Below are 22,822 nucleotides of genomic sequence, written 5' to 3'. Positions count from 1 at the left end.
ACCACAAATGATCTGATGATATTAACATAAATTTAACTTTCTAGCGGATTTTTCTCATTAATTTGCATCTTCTTTATAATCGCCGTTCGGGCAGAGAACAACAGGCCCCTTTTTATTTCTCTTTTCAATGAGAAAATGACCACAGTTGGGACAGTTACGGTTAATCGGTTTATCCCAAGAAACAAAATCACAATCCGGGTAGCGCGAACAACCATAAAACTTACGATTACGCTTAGACTTTTTCTCAATTACGTCGCCCTTACCACATTTAGGACAGGTAACGCCCACCTTTTTCACTATTGCTTTCGTGTTACGACAATCAGGGAAACGGGAACAAGCATAAAACTTACCATAACGCCCCATTTTAATAACCATTGGTGCACCACAAATGTCACAATTAAATCCTGCAGGCTCATCTTTAATTTGAACCTTTTTAATACCGGCATCGGCCTTGTCTAATTCTTTTTTAAAGGGATGGTAATATTCATCAATAACTTTAACCCAATTTTTCTTGCCCTCTTCGATTCCGTCGAGGTCATTTTCGAGTTGGGCCGTAAAATCGATATTGACGATATCAGGGAAAAACTGCTCAATTAAATTGTCCACGATCTCTCCCAATTCGGTTGGTACAATCGATTTACCATCCAATTTAACGTAATAACGACGCTGAATTGTATCAATAGTAGGCGCATAAGTTGAAGGCCGACCGACACCATTTTCTTCTAGCGAATGAACTAAGCTTGCTTCGGTATATCTAGCAGGTGGCATGGTGAAATGTTGCTTATTATCTGATTTAGTCAATTTGACTTCATCGCCATTATTTAATTCCGGCAGTTCAATATTGGTTTCCTGCTGGTTATCATAAACCTTAGTAAACCCAGCAAATTTCATTTTAGAACCAGTAGTTCTGAAAATTATCCCATTTTGAGTGATATCTGCTCTTACCGTATCATATACAGCAGGAGTCATTTCACTGGCTAAAAAGCGGGACCAGATTAACTTATACAAACGATATTGTTCCGTTGTTAAAGCAGATTTAAGCGACTCTGGTGTTCGATAGACGCTAGTTGGACGAATTGCTTCATGGGCATCTTGAGCATCTTCTTGATTTTTAAAATGGCGAGCCCCTTTTGCTGCGTATTCTTTACCGTATTTCTCGTTTAAAAATTTTGAAGCTTCAGCCTGTGCTACCGGAGAAGTACGCTTGGAGTCAGTTCTCATATAGGTAATCAGACCAACAGTGCCTTGCTTACCCAGACTGATTCCCTCATACAATTGTTGGGCAATACTCATTGTTCTTCTGGTGCGATAATTCAAGCGCTTATTGGCTTCCTGCTGCAAAGTGGAGGTAGTAAACGGAGCAGCTGGTTGGCGCCGGCGTTCACGTTTAACCACATTCTCAACTTGAAAAATTTTCTTTTTATCGACTTTAGTTAAAACTTTTTGTACAGCAACATTATTCGGCAAATCAGTTTTCTTGCCGTTTATCCCCCAGAATTGACCCTTAAAAGTCTTGGCCGCTTTTTTGAATTCAGCGTCAATTGTCCAGTATTCCTGGGGCTTAAAGTTCTTGATCTCTTTTTCCCGATCAATCACTAGCTTTAAAGCAACTGACTGAACACGTCCAGCACTCAAGCCTTTTTTAACTTTTTCCCATAAAATAGGAGAAAGAGAGTATCCCACAATTCTATCCAGAATTCTGCGAGCCTGTTGGGCATTAACAGTATTCATATCGATGGTTCTGGGATTTTTAAAACTGTTTTTGACTGCATCTTTAGTGACTTCATTAAAAGTAACTCGATTTTTGTCTTTTTGGTCTAAATTAAGAACATGGGCTACATGCCAGGCGATGGCCTCACCTTCACGGTCGGGGTCAGACGCTAAATATACATCTTTAGCTTTTTTTGCTTCAGACTTAAGTTCCTTAATGGTATCGCCCTTACCCCTAATTGAAATATACTTTGGCTTGTAATTATTGTCGAAGTCAATTCCCATCTGTGATTTCGGTAAGTCACGAATGTGTCCTTTTGAAGCGATAACACGGTAATTACGCCCCAAATATTTTTCAATAGTTTTAGCCTTTGCTGGAGACTCAACTATTACTAATGTTTTTTTACGTTTCTTTGGCTTTGATTTAGTAGGCATCAAAAGCCTCCTCATTAAATTCTTTTTTAAATACTTAATTGAGAATAGAATATTTAACTACTAGTTGTCAAATCTTTCAAGTCAGAAATCAAAATCAGTAATGGGATAAGCCCCTGCTTGAATGAGTTTATTAGGTCCTTGAGAAAGCTCACTGGTAATTGGCCCCGGAACAGCATAGATATTACGATTTTCTTGTAAAGCTAAATTAGCTGTAATTAAAGAACCAGATTTTTGCTTTGCTTCTGTGACAATTACACTTTCAGCTATACCAGCCAAAATTCTGTTTTGCTGAGGAAATCTGAAAGGCTTTGGCGGAGTATCTGGCAGATACTCACTTACTATTAAACCTTTTTGAGCAATCTGTTCCTGCACATGACAATTTGCCATAGGATAAAAATGATTTAAACCATTACCTACCACCGCTATTGTTTGACCATGATATTTTAATGTTGTTTTGTGAGCCATTACATCTACGCCTTTGGCTAAGCCACTGGCAATAACATAGTTATTCTTTATTAAATTAGGTACAATCTTATTCAAAACAATACTGCTGTAACTGGTAGCCTGCCGAGAACCGACTATTGTCACAATGTTTTTCTGCAGCAATTGCAAATTACCCTCTAAAAATAAAATTAACGGTGGCTGGTATATTTGACGTAAGTTCTCAGGGTATTCAGAATCAAAAAAACTGATAATTTGACATTGCTTTTCTACTCTTTTAATCATTTTGTCTGCACGCATGTCATTATAAGCATTAATGCAGGTTTTAATCAAGCTGTTTGTCAAGTCCAAATTTCTGATAATTTGAATAGTGATGTCTTCTTCATTTAACTGACTCGCAACTCGTAACATCTTAACATATCCAATGTTTTTTTGTAATTTCAGGCGCAAAAGAAAGTTGGTAATTCTCATAAAAAACCTCCTAAATACAAATACGTAAAAAGGAGGAATATTTTTTATTGATAAAAAGAATTTACAGGCGCAAAAGTCTTGCGGTGAATTGGACATGGCCCGTATTTTTTAAGAGCCTCAATATGAGTCTGAGTGCCGTACCCAGCATTTTCATCAAAATGATATTCAGGATAAATTCGGGCATAATCTGCCATCAATTTATCCCTGAAAACTTTTGCAATAATCGAAGCCGCAGCAATAGAGTTTGATTTAGAATCTCCCTTAATTAATCGAACTTGGGGTAAATTGACCGGTACCTGCATGGCGTCAACCAGCAAAGCATCAGGTTTTACATATAAGTCCTTTACGGCTTCGGCCATTGCCAACCGGTCTGCCTCGTATATGTTTACTTCATCTATAATTTCAGGACCTTTAACTCCAACCGCCACATCAACTGCTTTTTCTAAAATTAATGGATATAATTCTAAACGCCGACTGGCGCTTAATTTTTTAGAGTCATTGACATCAACTAAATCAAAACTGTTATCAATCACTACAGCCGCTGTCACCACCGGACCCGCTAATGGACCTCTGCCCACTTCATCTACGCCTGCAACTATTTGCTTTTTTGCCCAAAAAGTTTTTTCATAGGTAAATCTTTTTAAAAAAGCCGCTTTTCTCTTGCTTAATTTTTGCTGACGATTATTGTAACTAAGTAGAAGTTTCTGCACACCAACACGCGTATCATTTTTCAAGATATTCAAATCTTCAGGACTAACTGTACCTTTAGCAAGTAATTTTTTAATTTCTCCAATCGTCATATGCGATCTAATGTAATCCTTCCTACTTTTCCCTTGCGCAGCCTTTGTAGTAGGTACATGGAAAAGCGATCATAATCATCACGCATGCCGTATTCTTCAGTTAATGCCAATAACAAATCCGTATCATTAATTCGTTCAATTTCAGTTTTTGGTGTGCGGGCAAACTTACTTAGACCGTTTAAATAGTGTTTGCGCAATTTTGATAAAACAAATAAAGCTACATCATCGGCACTAAAAACGGTATCCTTAATGGCACCAAGAGCTGCAAGCTTTAATCCAACTGTTTGATCTTCAAACTTAGGCCATAAAATACCTGGGGTATCTAAAACTTGAATATTTTCAGTAGTTTTTAACCAATTTTGTCCCTTGGTCACTCCCGGTTTATTACCAACTTGAGTCACATTTCGGCCCACAAGCCGATTAATAATGGTTGACTTACCACAATTAGGTATGCCTGCAATAGCCACTCTAATCACTGGGCTAACTGCTCCTTTTTGCGTCAACTTATTAATTTTATTAGCAGCGACTTTTTTAATCATCTTCACTAATATCTGCATATTAGTATTATGAAGAGAATCCAAAGCCATAACATATTTTCCTTTGGTGGTGAATTTCTTTTGCCATCTTTTAGTCATTACTGGATCAGCTAAATCTGCCTTATTCAAAATAATTAAATGTGGTTTATCTCCCACCAATTTTTCGATCATTGGATTACGTGATGACTGAGGAATTCTTGCATCCAGAACTTCAACGATGACATCAATCAAACTCATTTTTTCTTCAAGTTGATTCCGAGCTTTATTCATATGTCCCGGATACCATTGAATATTAACCATTCTCTGCCTTTCCCAAACTAAAATGGCTTCAAATTTCAAAGGAAGCCTTAAATTAATACGTCATCTTTTCGCGATACATTTGATATGCTTTATCAAAAATGCTCATACTTGGTAAATAGCCAGCATTGAGCTCAAGATAATCAGATAATTTTTCATAATTCTGTTCTTGTTTAGGAAAAGTCTGATCATTTTGTGCGTTATTTGCAAATTGCGCAACTTCATCATTTGAATCAGCATTACGCTGAGTCATCAAATAACGATAAAAGCTTTCTCTATATGCCAATTTCTACTCCGTATAATACAAAATTGCATAAGCACCCATCCCTGCGTGTGTAGCAATAATAGGACTGGTTTCTCTCACCAAAACATCTATTTTTGAATTGATATCTTTTATTTTCTGGGCTAGATCAAGAAGCTTCTGCGGCGTACTACCATTAGAGACATACGATATGCCCACTTCTTTAATTTTTTCTTTATTAGCTTCGATCTCATCTAAAACTCGCTTATCAAAAGCTAAAGAGAACTTCTTGCCTCGACCTTTTTTAGCAATCTTCAAATGACCATTAGGCATTTGCAATTCAATTCTGATATTAAGCATATTAACAATTTTGCCGGCTAAGGGACCCAAACGTCCACCTTTAACCACATTTTCTAAATTGACAATAAGTAAATGCAAACGCTGAGTTTTTTTAATTCTTTCAATATGAGCTAAAATTTCAGGAACGGTCTTGCCTGCAGCAATATCGCGTGCAGCAGCCAAAACCTGAAAACCTTCAGAACGATCCGTCAATTCAGAGTCAACAATATGAACCAGATCAGATTTTCCCGTTATTTTCACAGCCTGACGAGCAGCATCAATTGTTCCGCTTAATACTTTGGCTAGAAAAATGCCGATCACTTCACTGCCATCTTTAGTCAGCTCATTAATGGTGTCAACTATTGTTCCGATTGGTGGTTGACTGGTGGTTGGCAACTTTTTAGACTCACTCATTTTTTGGACAAATTGCTGTCTGGTTATTTCTACCCCATCAATATAGGTATTGCCGTCAATTGTGACCGACAAAGGCACAACGGTAATATGATATTTTTTTATTTCTTCTGGCGTTAATTGCGCGGAAGAATCAGTCAAAATTTTAATTTCTGACAACGTACTCGCCCTCAATTCTGCTTAGATGTTCTCATTTTATGATAGAATGTGAACAGTATTAATTATAAATTATTATAGCAAAAAAACTTGTAAATAAAAGAAAGCGAACAAACTGTTTCATGATGAAATTGCAAAAATTGTGGCAGGAACCTGCTCAAAGATCTAAAACTTACTATTTAATAGATAACATTTTAAGTGCTGTCACCCATGGTATCGGCTTCTGTTTAGCAATAGCAGGTCTGGTTCTATTAATCATTAAAGCAGTTTCAACTCATAGCCTTTTAAGAATCGTAACTTTTACTATTTATGGTTCCTGTTTGCTTCTTCTTTATTTATTTTCAACACTTTTTCATAGTTTAATTTTTACCCGCGTCCGCAATGTTTTTCAAATTTTTGATCACTCATCAATTTTTCTGCTAATTGCGGGTTCATATACCCCTTTTTCACTAGTCGCCATTGGTGGCAAATGGGGTATTTTACTGTTTAGTTTGGTTTGGATCATCGCTATATTTGGCATCATTTACTATATTTTTAATAGGGGTAAGCATGTAATACTTGATACCATTTTATATGTCGCAATGGGCTGGCTTGTAATTTTGGCTGGCAACTACTTGTATGTTCGACTAAGTCCCACTGGATTCTGGCTTTTAGTTGGCGGGGGTGTAGCTTATACAGTTGGTGCCCTTTTTTATACAATGAAAGGTATTCCCTTTATTCATGTAATCTGGCATTTGTTCGTTATTTTAGGCTCAACCCTAATGTTTTTTTCTGTGCTACTGTACGTCTGAATTACTTAATTTGCTCTAAATATTCTTGAATATCATCTTCAGAGTTGACTAATTCACCGGTAATGACTTTTTGCTTTATTTGATTAAGTATTTGTCCTAAGTTTGGTCCTGGCTTTACGCCATTAGCTATTAAAAATTGCCCGTCAATGGCAAGTTCAGACATTGATTTAATCGGTAATGCTGTATAACGATCTACTAAAGCTTCGGAGTTAATTGGTTGTCCTAAAATATGAGCTACATCAATAGTGTTAAGGAGAGTCTCCTTACCAGCATTGAATAATTCAAGGTCAGAAGGAGATTTTGCAGAAATTAAGTCAAACAAATTTACAATTTTTTTAACTTTTTCCGTCATGGCATTTGAATTTTTCCAATCACGCATAAACTGAGTTATCTGATTATCCGTAATTTTCAATAAAATGATTATGATAGCCCACAAACTGGTTTCCATACTTGGGTTAAATTTCAATTTGGGATAGATTGCCAGCAATTCACTTTTACCAGCAAAATCCGGCACACCCTCACTTAACTTCGTCCGTAAAAAAACTTTAAAAGCTGCGCGTGAGTTGATTCCAGTACCCATTTTAACAAATTCATCACGAATTCTTTCGACTGAAATTTTGGGCAATAGTTGATGCATATCCTTTACGGCTTTTTCAGTTTGAGGTTCAAGATCAAAACAAAGCTGACTCATAAAGCGAACTGCCCTCATCATTCGTAAGGCATCTTCATGAAACCTCTTCATTGGATCCCCAACTGCTTTAATGAGGTGCTTTTGTAAATCTCCTATGCCGTTGAAAAGGTCAATTATTTCACCTTTTCTATTCATCGCTAAAGCATTAATGGTAAAATCACGCCTTTGTAAATCTTCAGCTAAATTTTGCACAAAAGTAACATGATCGGGCCTGCGAAAATCCTGGTAACCTGATTCTGTTCTAAAGGTAGTTATTTCATAGCTTGAACCGCCATTCAAAACGGTAACTGTACCATGCTTAATTCCAGTATCAATTGTTTTAGGAAAAAGCTGTTTAACTTCTTCTGGATAAGCACTCGTGGCAATATCAATGTCGTGTATCGGCCTTTTTAAAAGCAGGTCACGAACAGAACCACCAACAAAATATGCTTCATAATTTGCTTGTTCTAGCTGTTGAAGTACCGGAAAAGCTGCTGTAAAAATAGCTGGTAAATTATTTATTTTCATCATTATTAAATCAACTCATTTATTAGTTTTTTTGTTTTTAATTTATGGTAGGCTAAAGGTAATGGTTTAGAAAAGAAAGTTTTTATTATGCAAAAAATTAACAAAAAAAGCATCATGGAACTGTTAATGATTATGATCGGCTGTGCTATTTATGCTCTCAGCCTTGACATGATTTCAGTACCAAATAAACTCACAGACGGTGGTATTAGCGGTATTACTTTGCTATTACGACACTTCTGGGGCATTAACATGGGCCTGTCGTCCTTGCTACTTAATATACCGCTAATTATCTTAGGATACCGTTTTATGGGCAAAAGACTATTGGCCTATACTATATGGGGAACATTATGGCTGTCCTTTTTCCTATGGTTCTGGCGCTTAATTCCTATTATATCTCAATTAAACTTAGAACACGACCTCTTCTTGTCAGCAATTCTGGCAGGTACCCTTTCTGGCATTGGGTTAGGGTTAGTTTTTCGTTTTAATGGCACTTCAGGTGGTACAGATATTATCGCCAGAATTATGCAAATGAAATATGGCATATCTTCTGGCAAAGTTCTACTGTTTTGCGATACCATTATTTTATTATCTTCATTAACGTACCTTGACCTCAAACATATCATGTATACGCTAGTAGCCGCGTTTATTCTGTCACGTGTTATGGACGCAGTTCAACAGGGTGCATATTCTGCACGTGGTCTGCTTATTATTTCTGATCATTATCAAGAAATTGCAAAAATGATTGACTTAAAGCTGGATCGCGGCTTCACCTATCTTGAGGCTCGTGGTGGTTATAAAAAAACTAAAAGACCAGTAATTTACTTAGTAGTTTCTCCCAGAGAAATTCCCCTGGTAAAAGAATTAATAGCTGCTGAAGATCCCAAGGCATTTGTCAGTGTTATTGAAGTTCATGAGGTTTTAGGCGAAGGCTTTACTTATAAACAAAAAAGCCACCACCTGCTGATTAGAAAATAGCTGCATAAAGATTTAAAAAAGGCAAATAACTCAAGTTTTTCGCAACTAGTTTATTTGCCTTTTTAAATTATTAAATTTAAGGTGGATGATTACAAAACTTTTAAAAAAATCCAGATACTTATATTAATTGAGCAATTATGACAGTAATTCATCAGACATTTCCTGCATCTCAGTATCTTCGGGTTCGAGTTTTAGATATGCCTCTAATAATTCTCTTACGATGTCTTGGGAATTGGGCTCGGTATTAAAAAATAGCAACATTTGTTTTAAAAAAGCACTATTATTTTTAAATTCAGGATAGGCTAATAAAAATTCACTTTTTGCTTTTGCACTTTGATCCAAATTTTGGTAAGAAAGTGCTAAATTCCAGTGAACCTGTGGTTCCAAATCTTCATCGTCAACCTGGGCAAAAAGAGCAATATTTGCTTCATTGTCGTTTTCTCTAACGTAAAGATTAGATAGCTGCAAACGCAAATCAAAGTTTTCAGGAAGTTTTTTTATTCCTTTTTGTAATAAATTTCTAGCTGTATCTAAGTCATTCAACCTTACAGCTGCTTGTGCTCCTTTTTGATAAAGAACGGGGTCAAGTTCGTTATACGCAATTCCTAATTGCGCTGAGCGTAATTCTTGTTCATTATCATTTTTATGCTCATATGCCGTAGTTAACAACCTATAGGCATTAACATAATCAGGACTTTGATCGATTACTTCGTTCAAATACTTGATTGCCTGATCGTCTCTATGTAGTGTTAACATTACTAAGGCAGCCTGATACTTACTGTCAATATCAAGAATATCATTGCCATTTTTAGCAATTACTTCTCCTGCCTCTTCATAACGTCCTAATTTGGCTAAAGTTTGAAACAGACGGTCATTTAAATTGACTTCACTAAATGTTTTATGACGCTTCAACAAATTTTGGTATCTCGAAAGTGCTTGTTTATAATGGCCACTTAGATAATCTAATTCTGCCAACCCAAACTTCACGACATCTTCATCAGGTGCAATTTTTTCAGCTTCTAGCAGTTTTTGATAGGCCGTTTCCAGTAGACCATTAGTCTGATAATAGTCAGCTTGAACAAGCAAACTGTCGAGATAGGCAGAGGAGCCAGGAGTAACATTATAAAGCAAAGTTAAGCCATCATCATCTTGACCGTCATTTAATAATATCTCAGCTAAATAAATTTTAAATAAGTCATCTTTGGGAAAACGGGCAATTAAACTGCGATAAATTTCTTTTGCTAGATCGGTAAATCCTAATCCCACCAAATTCTCAGCCAGTGAGGCTAAAATCTCTGGTTCATCTTTGTCCAAGGCTTTTTGTAATAATAACTTTTCTTGAGAAAAATCTTGCCGCTCAATTGCGTCAAGCAGCTTTTCAGAATAGCTCATTTTTTATTCCTCCATTATTTTATTTTTTGCCGATCAGGTCAATCACACCTATAAATAATATCAAACAAAAAAGATGATGGCGAATTAAGCCACCACCTTTTAAATAAAGTCATTGAGCTATTTAACAGCTTCCTTAAGAGCTTTACCAGGTCTAAATGCAGGTACAACACTTGCTGGAATTTGGATTTCATCGCCTGTTTGTGGATTACGTCCTTTACGAGCTGCGCGCTTACGTACTTCAAAAGTACCAAAGCCAATTAATTGTACTTTTTTGCCTTTAGCAAGATCTTCTTGGATTGAACTAAAAATTGCATCAACTGCTGTAGCTGCATCTTTTTTAGTTAATTTAGCTTTTGCTGCAACTTCAGTGACTAATTCTGCCTTATTTGCCATTGGGAATTCACCTCCTGTAACTTGAATCTCTTAGTAAGATCCTTATTTAATTCCTCAATAGAGGAACAGGGAATAAATGATTATTGGAATCACTTTTTTTCCTTGATTTCAAAATAGCACAAAACCCTTGATACAACAAGCAATTACCTCTAAAAATGTGATTTTTGTGTCTTTGGTAGATACAAACTATTTTCTTTTTCGAGCAATAATTTTTATAGGGGTGCCGGAGAAGTCAAAATTTCCCCTTAACTGGTTAATTAAAAAGCGCTGATATGAAAAATGCATTAATTCCGGATCATTGACAAATACGACAAAAGTTGGTGGATTAGTGGATACCTGTGTCATGTAGTAAACGCGTAATCTTTTACCTTTAATCATAGGCGTCGGAACTAACTTGCTGGTTTCTAGTAAGAGGTCATTTAACACGCTGGATTTAATTCTTTGTTGCTGATTATGAGAAACTCTTCGAACCAATTCGGGAATTTTCGCCAGATTTTGCCCCGTTTTTGCTGAAACAAATAAAATAGGAGCGTAATCAAGATATTGAAATTCTGTACGAATAATTTGTTCAAAATCCTTGCCACTATTACTTGTCTTTTTAGGCAAATCCCATTTATTGACAACAATAATAATCCCTCTACCAGCATCGTGAGCATACCCAGCAACATGCTTGTCCTGCTCTCTAATACCTGTGCTAGCATCAAGTACTAAGCAGACAACATCGGAATGTTCAATTGCACCCATTGCTCTCATTACTGAGTATTTTTCAGTCTTTTCGTAAACTTTTCCCCGTCGCCTTATACCAGCAGTATCGACAATTCTAAATTTAGTACCATCTATTTCAAAAGGGGTATCAACTGCATCGCGGGTCGTTCCCTCTTCGTTATTAACAATTACACGCTTTTCACCGACAAGACGGTTGACAATTGATGATTTTCCTACATTAGGACGACCTATTACACTAAAAGAAATTTGCTCCTGCTCATTTTGCTCCAAGTCTTTCGGCAGACTTTGCACTATTTGATCTAGCAAATCACCAATACCCGTGCCATGCACGCTTGAAACAGGAATAGGATCGCCAAAACCTAAGCTATAAAAATCATAAATGTCCATCCGCTGCTCAGGATTATCAGCTTTGTTCACAGCTAAAATCACTGGCTTCTTAGTTTGATAAAGCATTTGGGCAATGCGCTCATCAAGATTTGTAACGTGATTAGCGACATTAGTTAAAAAGATGATTACATCAGCTTCTTCAATTGCTATTTCAGCTTGAGCTCTTATTTCTTCTTCGATATTACTATTTTCCCAGGTTATTCCACCAGTATCAATCAAATCAAATTTGTGCCCTAACCATTCAGCTTGCGCATAATTACGGTCTCGAGTCACGCCTGGTTTATCTTCAACTATTGCTAACCGTTGATTAATAATCCGGTTGAAAAGCGTTGATTTACCAACATTAGGCTGTCCTACAATTGCAACTACGGGTAAAACCATTTTTCAGCCTCCTTTTACAAATAAAAAAACCGACTTAGAGTCGGCTTTTTATTTAAATTAACGACGATCTTTTAATTGGTCACCTATGATGTCACCTAAAGCAAAGCCGCTGTCATCTTTGTTCATATATTTTTTATTTACTGAATTGCGGTTATATGAACTGTGTGAACGGTTGCCTTCATTTTCAGAATTCTTTGGCTCAGCATCCTTCATAGAAAGTGAAATGCGACGCTCACCAGGGTCAATGTTTAAGACCTTGACTTTAACTTTTTGACCAACCTTTAAAACATCACTTGGCTTGTCTACGTGTTTATATGATATTTCAGAAACGTGAACTAAACCTTGAATATTATCAGCAACTTCAACAAAAGCACCGAAGTTAGTTAAAGATTTAACTTCGCCTTCAAACACATCGCCTTCGTGTAAGTCAGCTGTAGCTTGTTCAAAAGGAGAAGGTTCAGTTTGCTTAATTGAAAGGGAGATGCGATGTCTATCATCATCAATACCAATTACTTTAACTTTGACATCTTGACCAGCCTTTAAAACATCGCTTGGCTTATCAACATGTTTATATGAGATCTCGGAAATGTGGACTAAGCCATCAACCCCACCAACATCAACGAAAGCTCCAAAATTAGTTAAACGGGAAACCTTGCCTTCAACAACATCACCCACAACTAACTGTGATGCAACCTTGTCAAAAGCTTCTTCGCGCTCTTCTTCAATTAAATCTTTGTGAGAAAGGATTAAGCGGTTCTTACTTGGATCAATTTCAGTAATTTTAAGTTTCATGGTTTTGCCGATAAATGGCTTAAGATCGGAAACATAACGGTTAGAAATTAATGACGCAGGTAAAAATCCTCTAGTGCCTACATCTACTAACAAACCACCACGAACTGAAGAAGTAACTGTACCTTCAATTGTCTTTCCGGCTTCAAAATCTTTTTGCAGTTCATCATAAGCTTCTCTTTCCTTCAAGCGGGTAACTGAGAAGAAGAATTCACCATTCTCTTTATCTCCGCCGGCTTTTCTTAAAACTAAAGCTTTGAGCTTATCGCCTGGTTTAACTGCTTCACGTAGGTCAACGTTGCGATCTGAAGTGTATTCACGACGAGGAATTACACCTTCAATACCGGCATTTTCAACACCAACATCGATTTGACCTTCTTCAACGTCTAAGACTTCAACATCTACAATATCTCCGACCTCAACTCCTTGCATTTGCTTTAATGCATCTAAAAATTGATTACTGTTTTCTGACATTATTTACCTCCCAATATCATACTCTAATTCTAAATGAAAGTTTGATATTTTTCTACTGTTTTATACCCTTTTTTTATAGTTTTTTTGACTTTTTTTAATTTCAGATAAGATTGCATTAACTACCTGGTCTATAGTCATAGAAGTTGTGTCTATTTCAATAGCATCATGTGCCTTCTTTAATGGTGAAATTTTACGATGCGAATCTTTATAATCCCTTTCCGATATGTCTTGCTCAATTTCTTCAAGGGATTGGTTAGTTTTAATTCCTCTTTCTTTAAAATCAAGCATTCTTCTTTGAGCTCGAGAATGAACAGACGCAATTAAAAAGATTTTAACGTCAGCTTCTGGCAAAACCGTGGTCCCAATATCACGACCATCCATCACTACATTCATCTGACCGGCCATTTGTCTTTGCAAACTGACCATTTTGGCTCTGATACCTGCTAAAGCTGATACTTGAGAAACGTGAGCAGAAATATCCGGCGTGCGTATATCTTGGGATATATCTTCTTCACCGGCAAAAACTTTTTGTTGGCATTTTTCGCTTTTTAGTTCAATTTTTTCTTTATCAATGGCAGCCAATATGCCCTTTTCATCACTATAACTAAGTTTGTGTTCACGTGCTAACCAGGTAGAAGCGCGGTACATTGCTCCCGTATCAATATACGTAAAGTTCAATTTTTGAGCTATAATCTTCGCTACTGTGCTTTTTCCAGCTGAAGCTGGTCCATCAATCGCTATTTGCATTCAATAAAAAAGGGACTGCAGTCCCTATCCTTTCTAAATTATTTGATACGCAATACTTGTCCGATATCCACCTGACTGTTAGGGTCAAGTTGATTTAACTCAGCTAACTGACCAACAGAAATTTTAAAACGACGAGCAATACTACTTAAAGAATCTCCACTTTGAACTATATATTGTTTAATTTTGGGTTTAGTTTTTGCGTGTTTCCTTTTTTGCTTAACCTTAGCTTTCGGCTTGCTCTTAGTTTTATTTTCGACAAGTTTGTTTTTTGCAGGAGAAGCTTTAATGTTTGCTTTTTTAGCAGCTTTTTTATGAGTTTTGCGTACTTCAACTATTTTATTACTTGAACTATTATTCGCTGCTAAATGATGTACTACTGGAACAAGGCCAATTAGTATCATTATAAGTAAAACAATGAGTACAATCCAACCTTTAGAAACAGAGTTGTACGCTTCAACTCTTGTTTTTTGTGGACGTTTATAATGTTGATATGGTCCCTTAGGATTATTAGTCATCTTAAAAAGCCTCCTTACCTAACCTGTTTAATTTTAGCATATTTAACATTTAAGTGGATAAAAAAATCGGTCATTTAATAGACCGATTTTATAATTTCTGATTTTAGTTTTTTAAATTGAAGTTTTTTCTGACAAATGGTTTGATTGTTCTCAAAACAGTTTCAAACAGTAAGTAAACAACCGTACCATTTATTGTGCCTTTTAATAAATTAAACGGCACAATAATGCCAAAAATGTAGGCACTCATTGAAGGAATGTGAAGCAATTTGCCCAAGTACACTTTCTCAGTAAATGCCAGTAAACCTGAATAACCATGAATAGTTGGCAAATTGGGTACTGTAGTTGCTGCATAAAAAGGTGTTAGGACCAGAGCATTTAAAACTGACAAAACAAAAGCCATTGCTATAATGCCAAGGACTATACCTAAAATTGGTTTTAAATGTTTTTTCGTAAAACTCTTTTCATCTTTATTGATATTTCTAGTCAAATAATAAAACGGTAAAGCAAATGAAATTGATGCTAAAAAGGCCGCAGATTGACCCACTAAACTTGGTAGAGCAAAACCTTTATATATTAAATTAATTAGCATTCTCACAAACGCGATGAAAATACCGGGTAACGGACCAAATAAAAAAGTACCAATTGTAATTACAACATCAGAAAAATCAAATTTTAAGAAGCTAGTGACAGGCAATGGTATTTCCAAAAGCATTAATACATATGCAATTGTTCCAATTAAAGTATAAGCTACTATATTGACTAAATTATTTCTGCCTTTTCTTTGCAAAATTCTTACCTCCAAAAAACTCGGTCTGCTGCTCCTAACAACAGACCGAGTAAAAGTAAGCTAAAGATCTTGGCTTTTAGTTTAGTCTGTCTTCTTTCATCTAGACTTTAACTATCGGTATCACAATAGATTCCACCACTTTCGTGGGTCGCGGACTCTCACCGCCGGTCGGGATTTTCACCCTGCCATGAAGACAACAAACTTATTATTTAATTTTCAAATACCATCTTAATCTACGTCTTTTAATCTGTCAACTTCCTCATGGGATAATTCGCGAAAGCTTCCGGAAATCAGAGAATCCAGGGTTAAAAAGGCATATTTTTCACGTGCTAATTTTTTGACCTGATGATGAACGGCCTTAAACATTCTTTTTACTTGATGATATTGCCCCTCATGAATAGTTAACTGTACTATTTGGCTGTTTTTTTTGCAGTCAGTTCTAATTACTTTAACTTTCGCTGGAGCACATCTATGACGATCAATTTTTACTCCGTGGGTTAGCTGACTAATTTCTGCAGGAGAAAGTACACCCGTAATTTTAGCAACATATACTTTGGCTACATTATTCCTTGGATGCATTAATAAATTTGCAAGTTCTCCGTCATTAGTCATTAAGAGTAAACCCGATGTGTCATAATCTAATCTGCCAATTGGATATAAACGGTAGGGTAATTCTTTAAAGTAGTCAACAACGGTTTTTCTGCCTTTATCATCGCTGGCAGTTGATACCACACCACGCGGTTTATAGAAAAGGTATGTGTGCAAACTTTCCCGCTCAATTGGTTCACCATCAACAGTAATATTACTGAATGTATCCACCTTAGTGCCTAATTTTGTAACTACATTACCATCAACTGTTACCCGACCTTCTGTAATCATTTTTTCAGCCTTGCGTCGTGAAGCAATTCCAGCTTCAGCAATTACTTTTTGTAATCGTTCTAACACCATTATGATTCTCCTTTTTGAGTTTTAGCAATATTCTTATATGCTTGAGCCTTAGCCGCAAATAAATCGATTTCTCCTTCAGCATTTACACTATCATCTTCAAAATCTTCAATTAGAGGTAAATCGGCTAAACTTTGATAACCAAAATACTGCAAAAAATAGTCAGTGGTAACGTATAGATTAGGGTGACCTGGTGCTTCTTTTTTGCCATTTATCCTTACAAGACCTCGCCAAATTAATGTTTGTAATGCACCAGATGAATTTACCCCTCTAATTTCATCAATTTCAATACGAGTAATCGGCTGCTTGTATGCGATGATTGATAATATTTCCAGAGCGGACTGACTAAGACTTTTAGTTAAATCTTTTTGAAAAAAGTTTTCAATTGTTTTGCTTACTTCCGGCCTTGTTGTTAATTTATAAGAATCGTTCAGCTGCTGTATTTGCAGACCTGAATCCGGACTTTTCTGTAATTTTTCCTGTAAGCTTTTTGTTAATTCACGCAGTGCAGGCTTGCCAATCTGCAATAGTTCACACAAATTAGTGCTTTCAATGCCATTATCACCGGCCACATACAATAGAGCCTCTAACTGTGCAATTTTAGTCATCAATGCTATCAATTCTTTCCAAGTTCAGATCACCGAATGTTCTATTTTGTGTTACCCGCAATTCTTGCTTTTTACAAAGTTCAAGCAATGCTAAAAACAGGCCAATAATGTCAGATAAAGTTTTCATTTTTTGACAACATGCAAAAAAACTGACCTTTTTACACTTTGCCAATTCGTTTTGCAAAAAAGTACCCATCTCTTTAACAGATGTCTCTTTCACTTCAACCGAAACAATATCAGGCTGTCTGATCTTCATTCTTTGTAGCACTAAAATAAATGTATTGGCTAATTCAGTGGAAGTAATTTGTCCCAGAGGTAACGGCTGAATTTTTTTACTAAGTGGCACACTTTCCTCTTTAGCAGCCGTAATTGGAACCTTTTCGTTGCGCTTTTTAAAGTAAACTGAGATTTTTTTGAATATTGAATAAGTAATAAGCTGCTGTACAAGTTCATCTCTAGGATCTTCCTGTTCCTCATCATTTTCTGTGAAATCATTACGCGGAAGTAGAGACTGTGATTTTATGCGTAATAACAATGATGACATGACAAAGTATTCACCGGCAATTTTTAAATTAAGACTTTGCATTTGATGTAAATAAGCTAAATATTGGCTGGTAATTTTGGCTATCGGAATATCATAAATATCAATTTTCTGTACTTTAATTAAGTGCAGCAATAAATCTAAAGGGCCCTCAAAATTGGGTAATTCCAAAGTAAGATTAGCACTCATATTTTTGAGTCCTTTTTTAAATATTTAATCAGATCAATATATTCTGGAACTGCCGTAATTCTTTTTTGGGGATTACTTTGAGCCAGTTCTTGCACTGCCTTAGCCTCATATTTAGCTTTGCGAAAATCAGGAGCAAATGAAATGTAACGAATAACAACAAATTGTTTATTCGCTTGCGTGCCAATTACACCAATAAAATTAGGGTCCTTAGACCGATAAAGGTATAGACAAAATTCAGCACTATTTTTATTTAATTGAATTTCATCCTTAAGATTTGCGAGATTTTTAAAGTCTGGTAAATAGGATAATAAGCCCATTGCTACTTTTTCCGTATCATTTTTACATTCAATTAACATTTAATCACCTTAAATTCGAGGATGAGTTTTCTCGTAAACATGTATGATATGTTTTTGGGACAAATTGGTATAAATTTGTGTAGTACTAATATCCGAATGCCCTAAAATTTCTTGAACCACACGCAAATCAGCCCCATTTTCAAGTAAGTGAGTTGCGAATGTATGTCTTAAAGTATGAGGGGTAACATTTTTCTGAATACCTGCCAGCTTGCAGTAGTGCTTGATAATTTGCCAAACAGCTTGTCGAGTTAGAGAACTTCCGCGGCTGTTAAGAAAAATAAAATCCGTATTTTTTCCCACTTTTAATATCAGCGGATCACGTACTTTTTCTTTGTAACTATCAATCCAGGACAAAGCAACTTTACTAATAGGAATCAATCGTTCTTTTGAGCCTTTACCAAAAACTTTGACTAATTTCAATTCTTCATGCAAGTCGGTAAATTTAAGGTTTATTAATTCGCTCACCCTTATGCCCGTTGCGTACAACGTTTCAAGTAAAGCACGGTCTCGTAAACCCAGTTTCTTTTTTATATCAGGTTGCTTAAGTAAGTCAGTAACTTCAACTGTGGTTAAAGCAACTGGTAAAGGTCGACGTTTTTTGGGTGAGTCTATTTCAAGCATAGGATTCAATTTTTGAATATTTTGTCTTACCAGCCACTGGTAAAATTTCCGCAGACTTGAAATTAAACGACTAATAGAACTTGTTGCTTTCTTTTGATCGCGTTGCTCGGCCAAAAAAGCATCAATATCAATTGCTTTAGTCGGCCAAGAACTTAAATTTTCCTTTTGCAAAAAATTAATGAAAGAGCTTAAATCCTGCTTGTAAGCAGTAATTGTATTAGCACCTAGTCCTCGCTCAATTTGACTATATCTTAAATAGTCCTCAACTTGTTCTGTTAAATTATTCATTTTTGTCTTCTTCGGGGTCGTTAACTAATGAAATTGTTCCAGTAGTTTTATCTTCCACTATGTATTTTCCCTTCAACAAGTGTCCTAATGCTCGTTTAAAAGCAGATTTTGAGATGCCAAAATAGCTTTTTATATCCTCTGCATCAGATTTATCATAAAAAGGTAATGTTTTATCTTTTTTTCTGCGCAAACTCATCAAAATCATCTGCGCATCATCATCTATTTCTTCAAATGATCGCGGCAGACTGCTCAAATTTAGGCGGCCATACTGACTAACACCAATAACTCTACCCTTAAACTGTTCACCTAAACGTAGTGGCCGAGCCATTTGTGACGGATGAACAAAACCCAAATAATATTCTTTAGTAATTACAAATGCTCCTACTTCACGGGCTGAATAAACAGTCCCAAAAACATCTTTATTATTCATACCGTCTGGAAAATGAGCTGAAAGTTGTTCAAAAATATTTTCATCCGCCATTTTTGCCCAAATACGATCTTTTTCATCAGTTTCAAGATGAACTAGCAGTTGATCACCAACTTCAGGCCAGCGTTCTTTGTCATAAGGGAGATCATCCAAGGAAATCACTATATCTTTATCTGGCAAACCAATATCTACAAAAACACCTAAGTTATACTTGACTTCAGTCACTTTGCTCCAAGCATATTGATCTTCTTGAGCAAAGGGTAGAAACTGAGTCATTTCGCGATTATGCTGTTTATTATCATACAGAAATCCTTTGATTTGATCTCCCAATTTTGGCTTCTCTTCCTGAGTAATTTCCTTTCTTTTCAATTCGTAAGTCAAACCTTCGATTTGAACAAAAAAAGAATTTTCATTTTGATCTATTATTTTTCCAGTTGCAATAGTGCCTAGCATGATTAATCTCCTAAGTCTAGATATTGGATCTGATAACAAGTATATCATTTTAATGGATTAAATTGATATCAGTCAAACCAAATTAACTAATGATTTTCATTTAATTTACCTAGATTAAAAGCAAACAAAAATAGCCAGTACTGGTTACTGGCTATTTTCACGTTTTACTTTAATTAAAGATTTGAAACTTCACCTTGGTAAATAGCACCACGACGAGCATCAACAGTAATAGTAATACCACTGCCAATCTTTTCAGTAGCACCAGTAACACCGACAACAACCGGAATTCCTAATGATAAACCGACAACTGCAGCGTGTGAAGTCAATCCAGAAGCTTCAACAACTAAACCTGAAGCCTTCTTAATAGCTGGCATGTAATCAGGATCAGTAGTTCTGGCAACCATGATGTCGCCCTCTTTAACCTTGCTGATAGCTTCTTCAGCACTATTAACAACAACTGTTTTACCAACAACTGAGCCGTTACCAACACCCAGCCCTTGAGCCAATTTGCTACCAATGATTTGTAGTTTCATTAAGTTGGTTGTACCAGAGTCACCAACAGGAACACCAGCAACAATGATTACTAAATCACCATCTTTAACATAGCCTTGTTCTTTGGCAACATTAGCTGCTACTTCAAACATATCATCAGTAGAAGCTGGTTTGTCAGTAAGCAAAGGTTGAACACCCCAAGAAATGCCAAGTGAGTGTTGAATCTTTTCGTCAAAAGTTAAGGCCAATATATTAGCGTTTGGACGATATTTAGAAATCATTCTGGCAGTATAGCCTGAATTAGTTGCCGTAATAATGGTCTTAACACCTAATTCTTGAGCTGTCCGCACAACAGACTCACCAATAGCTTCAGTAACGTTTGAACCCTTGTATTCTTCAAATCTTTGCAGAGCCAAAGTGTTACGTTTAAGAAGTTCTTGTTCAGTTCTTTCATCAATTTCAGCCATTGCAGAAACAGCCTTAACTGGGTACAAACCGTTGGCGGATTCACCAGAAAGCATAGTTGCATCAGTACCGTCAAGTACAGCGTTAGCTACGTCTGAAACTTCGGCACGAGTTGGACGAGGATTTTCTTGCATTGAGTCAAGCATTTGGGTAGCAGTAATAACTGGCTTACCAAGTGCATTTGCTCTCTTGATTAAATCTTTTTGAACAAATGGCACATCAATAAATGGAATTTCAACCCCCATGTCACCACGAGCAACCATTAAACCATCTGAAACTTGCAAGATTTCATCAGCATTATCGATACCTTCTTGTGATTCAATCTTAGGATAAATCTTAACATAATCACAACCTGCATCTTCACACAACTTACGGATATCAAGGATATCCTGTGCCTTACGTGCAAACGAAGCAAAAATAAAGTTAATGCCATGAGCTAAACCAAATTTGATGTCATCAGCATCTTTTTCGGTAATTCCTGGCAGGCGAATTTCAACTCCAGGTGCATTAACACCCTTCTTAGAACCGATTACACCGGTATTTTGTGCTTCAATTAATAAATCAACTAAACCATCATCAATTAAAACATGACCACCAACGTGGGTATCACCATAAAGACCTTCGTAAGTAACATGGATCATGTCCTTGTTACCCGGTTTGGAATCGTCCATTGATACACGAATTTGGTCTCCAGTATTAATGGTAAACTTGCCACCTTCTTGATCAGTGGTTCTAATCTCAGCACCTTTAGTATCCAATGCGATACCAAGTACTAAGCCAGTTTCTTTTTCGACTTGACGAACCATTTTCATCCGTGACAGATGCTCAGCATGATCACCATGTGAAAAGTTGAAACGAAATACATTTACGCCTGACTTAGCCAAAGCTGTAATAGTTTCAATATCATTTGAAGCTGGCCCTAAGGTGCTAACAATTTTAGTTTTCTTCATTATTTAAAAATCTCCCCAAAATCGACTAATTATTTAGTCATTTCTTCATTAATATCAATTAACGACTCTTCGCTGGCATGTTTTTCATCAAATAAATCCAGAATATCGTGGGTTTCCAGTTGGCCATTCTCCATGCCGACAGCTAAACCGCCTTTACCATCAAGAAGTAACTTAACAGCATAATTGCCCATTTTTGTAGCATTTATTCTATCCAAAACTGTAGGTGATCCGCCACGCTGCATATGACCAATAATATTGGCTCTGCAATCGAAATCGCCGTATTTTAAAAGTTCAGTTCTAAAATCAGCAGCATTCATGACACCTTCAGCCAAGATGATAATACCATTGTCTTTGCCGTCTTTGAAACCACGTTTTAATCTGTCCGCAATTGCTTTAATATCAAATTGCCGTTCAGGAACGACGATAGCATCTGCGCCACTAGCTAAACCAACGCGCATAGCAATGTCACCACAATCACGTCCCATCACATTCACAACAAAAACACGGTGATGACTGCTGGCAGTATCACGAATTCTGTCGATGGCCTGCATGGCAGTATTGCAGGCGGTATCAAGACCAATTGTATACTCAGTGTAAGGAATATCATTATCAATGGTACCTGGTAAACCAATAGAATTAATTCCCAAACGGGTTAATGCCAGCGCACCATGATATGAACCATCACCGCCAATTACAATTACAGTATCTATGTCATGCTTTTTTAATTGCTCTACTCCCTTTTCTTGCACTTCTTTTTGTGCAAATTCCGGGTAACGGGCACTGTAGAGAAAAGTACCACCTGCATTAATCATGTGATCAATATTTTCAGCAGTTAATGTTACAAAGTCACCAGCTACAAGCCCGGCAAAACCATAACGAATACCAACAACACCAAGTCCATGATGAATAGCGGTTTTAGTTACTGCCCTAACAGCCGCATTCATGCCAGGAGCGTCGCCACCGCTCGTTAAAATTCCAATTCGCTTCATGAATTCACCTCATCAAGATTTATTGTGTAATTTCTCACATCCACTAAATTTTAACATTCTTTCACGAAAAAATCTCACAAAAAAGGATTAAAATTCTTGATTTGAC

Annotated in this window: 24 protein-coding genes and 1 riboswitch; of the genes, 2 read left to right on the top strand and 22 right to left on the bottom strand. The window is 36.5% G+C overall.

Features of this window, described 5'->3' with window-relative positions; translation table 11 throughout:
- Positions 1-57: 57 nt before the first annotated feature.
- The 6 genes from topA to Q0K80_RS00165 form a co-directional block, all read right to left on the bottom strand.
- On the bottom strand, positions 58-2,145 hold the full coding sequence (topA, locus tag Q0K80_RS00190) for a type I DNA topoisomerase (RefSeq protein ID WP_294601603.1): 2,088 nt from the start codon (positions 2,143-2,145) through the stop codon (positions 58-60).
- 81 nt (positions 2,146-2,226) lie between these two features.
- Positions 2,227-3,057: a DNA-processing protein DprA gene (gene dprA / locus Q0K80_RS00185; protein WP_294601601.1), complete on the bottom strand. Its 831-nt coding sequence runs from the start codon at positions 3,055-3,057 to the stop codon at positions 2,227-2,229.
- A gap of 44 nt (positions 3,058-3,101) precedes the next feature.
- On the bottom strand, positions 3,102-3,857 hold the full coding sequence (locus Q0K80_RS00180; RefSeq protein ID WP_294601599.1) for a ribonuclease HII: 756 nt from the start codon (positions 3,855-3,857) through the stop codon (positions 3,102-3,104).
- A complete protein-coding gene (gene ylqF / locus Q0K80_RS00175; protein ID WP_294601597.1) occupies positions 3,854-4,693 on the bottom strand; it encodes a ribosome biogenesis GTPase YlqF in 840 nt (279 codons plus the stop codon). Before ylqF ends, Q0K80_RS00180 begins: the two co-directional genes overlap by 4 nt.
- Before the next feature lie 52 nt (positions 4,694-4,745).
- Positions 4,746-4,976 carry a YozE family protein gene (locus Q0K80_RS00170; protein ID WP_046324806.1) on the bottom strand — a complete coding sequence of 77 codons (231 nt, stop codon included), beginning with the start codon at positions 4,974-4,976 and terminating at the stop codon, positions 4,746-4,748.
- A gap of 3 nt (positions 4,977-4,979) precedes the next feature.
- Positions 4,980-5,840: a DegV family protein gene (locus tag Q0K80_RS00165; RefSeq protein ID WP_294601593.1), complete on the bottom strand. Its 861-nt coding sequence runs from the start codon at positions 5,838-5,840 to the stop codon at positions 4,980-4,982.
- Positions 5,841-5,962: 122 nt separating this feature from the next.
- On the opposite strand from Q0K80_RS00165, the gene Q0K80_RS00160 reads away from it, so the two are divergent.
- Positions 5,963-6,628 carry a hemolysin III family protein gene (locus Q0K80_RS00160; protein ID WP_294601722.1) on the top strand — a complete coding sequence of 222 codons (666 nt, stop codon included), beginning with the start codon at positions 5,963-5,965 and terminating at the stop codon, positions 6,626-6,628.
- 1 nt (position 6,629) lies between these two features.
- On the opposite strand, the gene Q0K80_RS00155 is transcribed toward Q0K80_RS00160, so the two are convergent.
- A complete protein-coding gene (locus Q0K80_RS00155; protein ID WP_294601591.1) occupies positions 6,630-7,829 on the bottom strand; it encodes a CCA tRNA nucleotidyltransferase in 1,200 nt (399 codons plus the stop codon).
- Between the two features lie 84 nt (positions 7,830-7,913).
- On the opposite strand from Q0K80_RS00155, the gene Q0K80_RS00150 reads away from it, so the two are divergent.
- Positions 7,914-8,801, top strand: a complete 888-nt coding sequence (locus Q0K80_RS00150) for a YitT family protein (protein ID WP_294601589.1) — start codon at positions 7,914-7,916, stop codon at positions 8,799-8,801.
- Between the two features lie 135 nt (positions 8,802-8,936).
- On the opposite strand, the gene Q0K80_RS00145 is transcribed toward Q0K80_RS00150, so the two are convergent.
- The 15 genes from Q0K80_RS00145 to pfkA form a co-directional block, all read right to left on the bottom strand.
- Complete coding sequence (locus tag Q0K80_RS00145) at positions 8,937-10,193, bottom strand: tetratricopeptide repeat protein (protein ID WP_294601587.1); 1,257 nt, start codon at positions 10,191-10,193, stop codon at positions 8,937-8,939.
- A gap of 117 nt (positions 10,194-10,310) precedes the next feature.
- Positions 10,311-10,586 (bottom strand): HU family DNA-binding protein, encoded by a 276-nt coding sequence (locus Q0K80_RS00140; RefSeq protein WP_046324801.1) that lies wholly within the window; start codon positions 10,584-10,586, stop codon positions 10,311-10,313.
- Between the two features lie 186 nt (positions 10,587-10,772).
- Entirely contained in the window at positions 10,773-12,080 is a 1,308-nt protein-coding gene (gene der, locus Q0K80_RS00135; RefSeq protein WP_294601584.1) for a ribosome biogenesis GTPase Der, read from the bottom strand.
- 57 nt (positions 12,081-12,137) lie between these two features.
- Positions 12,138-13,343, bottom strand: coding sequence for a 30S ribosomal protein S1 (gene rpsA / locus Q0K80_RS00130; RefSeq protein WP_294601582.1), 1,206 nt, complete (start codon positions 13,341-13,343; stop codon positions 12,138-12,140).
- A gap of 60 nt (positions 13,344-13,403) precedes the next feature.
- Positions 13,404-14,090, bottom strand: a complete 687-nt coding sequence (gene cmk / locus Q0K80_RS00125; protein WP_294601580.1) for a (d)CMP kinase — start codon at positions 14,088-14,090, stop codon at positions 13,404-13,406.
- A 38-nt stretch (positions 14,091-14,128) separates the two neighbouring features.
- Complete coding sequence (locus Q0K80_RS00120) at positions 14,129-14,605, bottom strand: LysM domain-containing protein (protein WP_294601577.1); 477 nt, start codon at positions 14,603-14,605, stop codon at positions 14,129-14,131.
- A gap of 103 nt (positions 14,606-14,708) precedes the next feature.
- Complete coding sequence (locus Q0K80_RS00115; protein ID WP_294601721.1) at positions 14,709-15,395, bottom strand: ECF transporter S component; 687 nt, start codon at positions 15,393-15,395, stop codon at positions 14,709-14,711.
- An 81-nt stretch (positions 15,396-15,476) separates the two neighbouring features.
- A riboswitch (FMN riboswitch) is annotated at positions 15,477-15,591 on the bottom strand.
- A 29-nt stretch (positions 15,592-15,620) separates the two neighbouring features.
- A complete protein-coding gene (locus Q0K80_RS00110; RefSeq protein WP_294601720.1) occupies positions 15,621-16,337 on the bottom strand; it encodes a pseudouridine synthase in 717 nt (238 codons plus the stop codon).
- 2 nt (positions 16,338-16,339) lie between these two features.
- Entirely contained in the window at positions 16,340-16,948 is a 609-nt protein-coding gene (scpB, locus tag Q0K80_RS00105; RefSeq protein WP_294601575.1) for an SMC-Scp complex subunit ScpB, read from the bottom strand.
- Positions 16,938-17,675, bottom strand: a complete 738-nt coding sequence (locus tag Q0K80_RS00100; protein WP_294601573.1) for a segregation/condensation protein A — start codon at positions 17,673-17,675, stop codon at positions 16,938-16,940. The genes scpB and Q0K80_RS00100 overlap by 11 nt, the downstream gene beginning before the upstream one ends.
- Positions 17,672-18,031: a hypothetical protein gene (locus Q0K80_RS00095; RefSeq protein ID WP_046324794.1), complete on the bottom strand. Its 360-nt coding sequence runs from the start codon at positions 18,029-18,031 to the stop codon at positions 17,672-17,674. The genes Q0K80_RS00100 and Q0K80_RS00095 overlap by 4 nt, the downstream gene beginning before the upstream one ends.
- 9 nt (positions 18,032-18,040) lie before the next feature.
- Positions 18,041-18,940 (bottom strand): site-specific tyrosine recombinase XerD, encoded by a 900-nt coding sequence (xerD, locus tag Q0K80_RS00090; RefSeq protein WP_294601570.1) that lies wholly within the window; start codon positions 18,938-18,940, stop codon positions 18,041-18,043.
- On the bottom strand, positions 18,933-19,820 hold the full coding sequence (locus Q0K80_RS00085) for a S1-like domain-containing RNA-binding protein (protein WP_294601568.1): 888 nt from the start codon (positions 19,818-19,820) through the stop codon (positions 18,933-18,935). Before Q0K80_RS00085 ends, xerD begins: the two co-directional genes overlap by 8 nt.
- 173 nt (positions 19,821-19,993) lie before the next feature.
- Positions 19,994-21,727 carry a pyruvate kinase gene (gene pyk / locus Q0K80_RS00080; protein WP_294601566.1) on the bottom strand — a complete coding sequence of 578 codons (1,734 nt, stop codon included), beginning with the start codon at positions 21,725-21,727 and terminating at the stop codon, positions 19,994-19,996.
- Between the two features lie 29 nt (positions 21,728-21,756).
- The gene (gene pfkA, locus Q0K80_RS00075; protein ID WP_294601564.1) at positions 21,757-22,716 is read right to left on the bottom strand and encodes a 6-phosphofructokinase; all 960 of its coding nucleotides are present in this window, start codon (positions 22,714-22,716) and stop codon (positions 21,757-21,759) included.
- Positions 22,717-22,822: the final 106 nt, after the last annotated feature.

Origin of the sequence: uncultured Lactobacillus sp., assembly GCF_945290125.1 — a bacterium.
GTDB classification, from domain to species: Bacteria; Bacillota; Bacilli; order Lactobacillales; family Lactobacillaceae; genus Lactobacillus; species Lactobacillus rizhaonensis.
The sequence above is the reverse complement of the archived record's forward strand: the minus strand, read 5'-3'. Positions and strand labels throughout refer to the sequence as shown.

Bases quoted from the DNA above. Each gene is read 5' to 3' on its own strand.
- topA (WP_294601603.1), bottom strand. From the start codon at position 2,145: ATGCCTACTAAATCAAAGCCAAAGAAACGTAAAAAAACATTAGTAATA.
- dprA (WP_294601601.1), bottom strand. From the start codon at position 3,057: ATGAGAATTACCAACTTTCTTTTGCGCCTGAAATTACAAAAAAACATT.
- Q0K80_RS00180 (WP_294601599.1), bottom strand. From the start codon at position 3,857: ATGACGATTGGAGAAATTAAAAAATTACTTGCTAAAGGTACAGTTAGT.
- ylqF (WP_294601597.1), bottom strand. From the start codon at position 4,693: ATGGTTAATATTCAATGGTATCCGGGACATATGAATAAAGCTCGGAAT.
- Q0K80_RS00160 (WP_294601722.1), top strand. From the start codon at position 5,963: ATGAAATTGCAAAAATTGTGGCAGGAACCTGCTCAAAGATCTAAAACT.
- Q0K80_RS00155 (WP_294601591.1), bottom strand. From the start codon at position 7,829: ATGATGAAAATAAATAATTTACCAGCTATTTTTACAGCAGCTTTTCCG.
- Q0K80_RS00150 (WP_294601589.1), top strand. From the start codon at position 7,914: ATGCAAAAAATTAACAAAAAAAGCATCATGGAACTGTTAATGATTATG.
- Q0K80_RS00145 (WP_294601587.1), bottom strand. From the start codon at position 10,193: ATGAGCTATTCTGAAAAGCTGCTTGACGCAATTGAGCGGCAAGATTTT.
- Q0K80_RS00140 (WP_046324801.1), bottom strand. From the start codon at position 10,586: ATGGCAAATAAGGCAGAATTAGTCACTGAAGTTGCAGCAAAAGCTAAA.
- der (WP_294601584.1), bottom strand. From the start codon at position 12,080: ATGGTTTTACCCGTAGTTGCAATTGTAGGACAGCCTAATGTTGGTAAA.
- rpsA (WP_294601582.1), bottom strand. From the start codon at position 13,343: ATGTCAGAAAACAGTAATCAATTTTTAGATGCATTAAAGCAAATGCAA.
- cmk (WP_294601580.1), bottom strand. From the start codon at position 14,090: ATGCAAATAGCGATTGATGGACCAGCTTCAGCTGGAAAAAGCACAGTA.
- Q0K80_RS00120 (WP_294601577.1), bottom strand. From the start codon at position 14,605: ATGACTAATAATCCTAAGGGACCATATCAACATTATAAACGTCCACAA.
- Q0K80_RS00100 (WP_294601573.1), bottom strand. From the start codon at position 17,675: ATGAGTGCTAATCTTACTTTGGAATTACCCAATTTTGAGGGCCCTTTA.
- Q0K80_RS00095 (WP_046324794.1), bottom strand. From the start codon at position 18,031: ATGTTAATTGAATGTAAAAATGATACGGAAAAAGTAGCAATGGGCTTA.
- xerD (WP_294601570.1), bottom strand. From the start codon at position 18,940: ATGAATAATTTAACAGAACAAGTTGAGGACTATTTAAGATATAGTCAA.
- Q0K80_RS00085 (WP_294601568.1), bottom strand. From the start codon at position 19,820: ATGCTAGGCACTATTGCAACTGGAAAAATAATAGATCAAAATGAAAAT.
- pyk (WP_294601566.1), bottom strand. From the start codon at position 21,727: ATGAAGAAAACTAAAATTGTTAGCACCTTAGGGCCAGCTTCAAATGAT.
- pfkA (WP_294601564.1), bottom strand. From the start codon at position 22,716: ATGAAGCGAATTGGAATTTTAACGAGCGGTGGCGACGCTCCTGGCATG.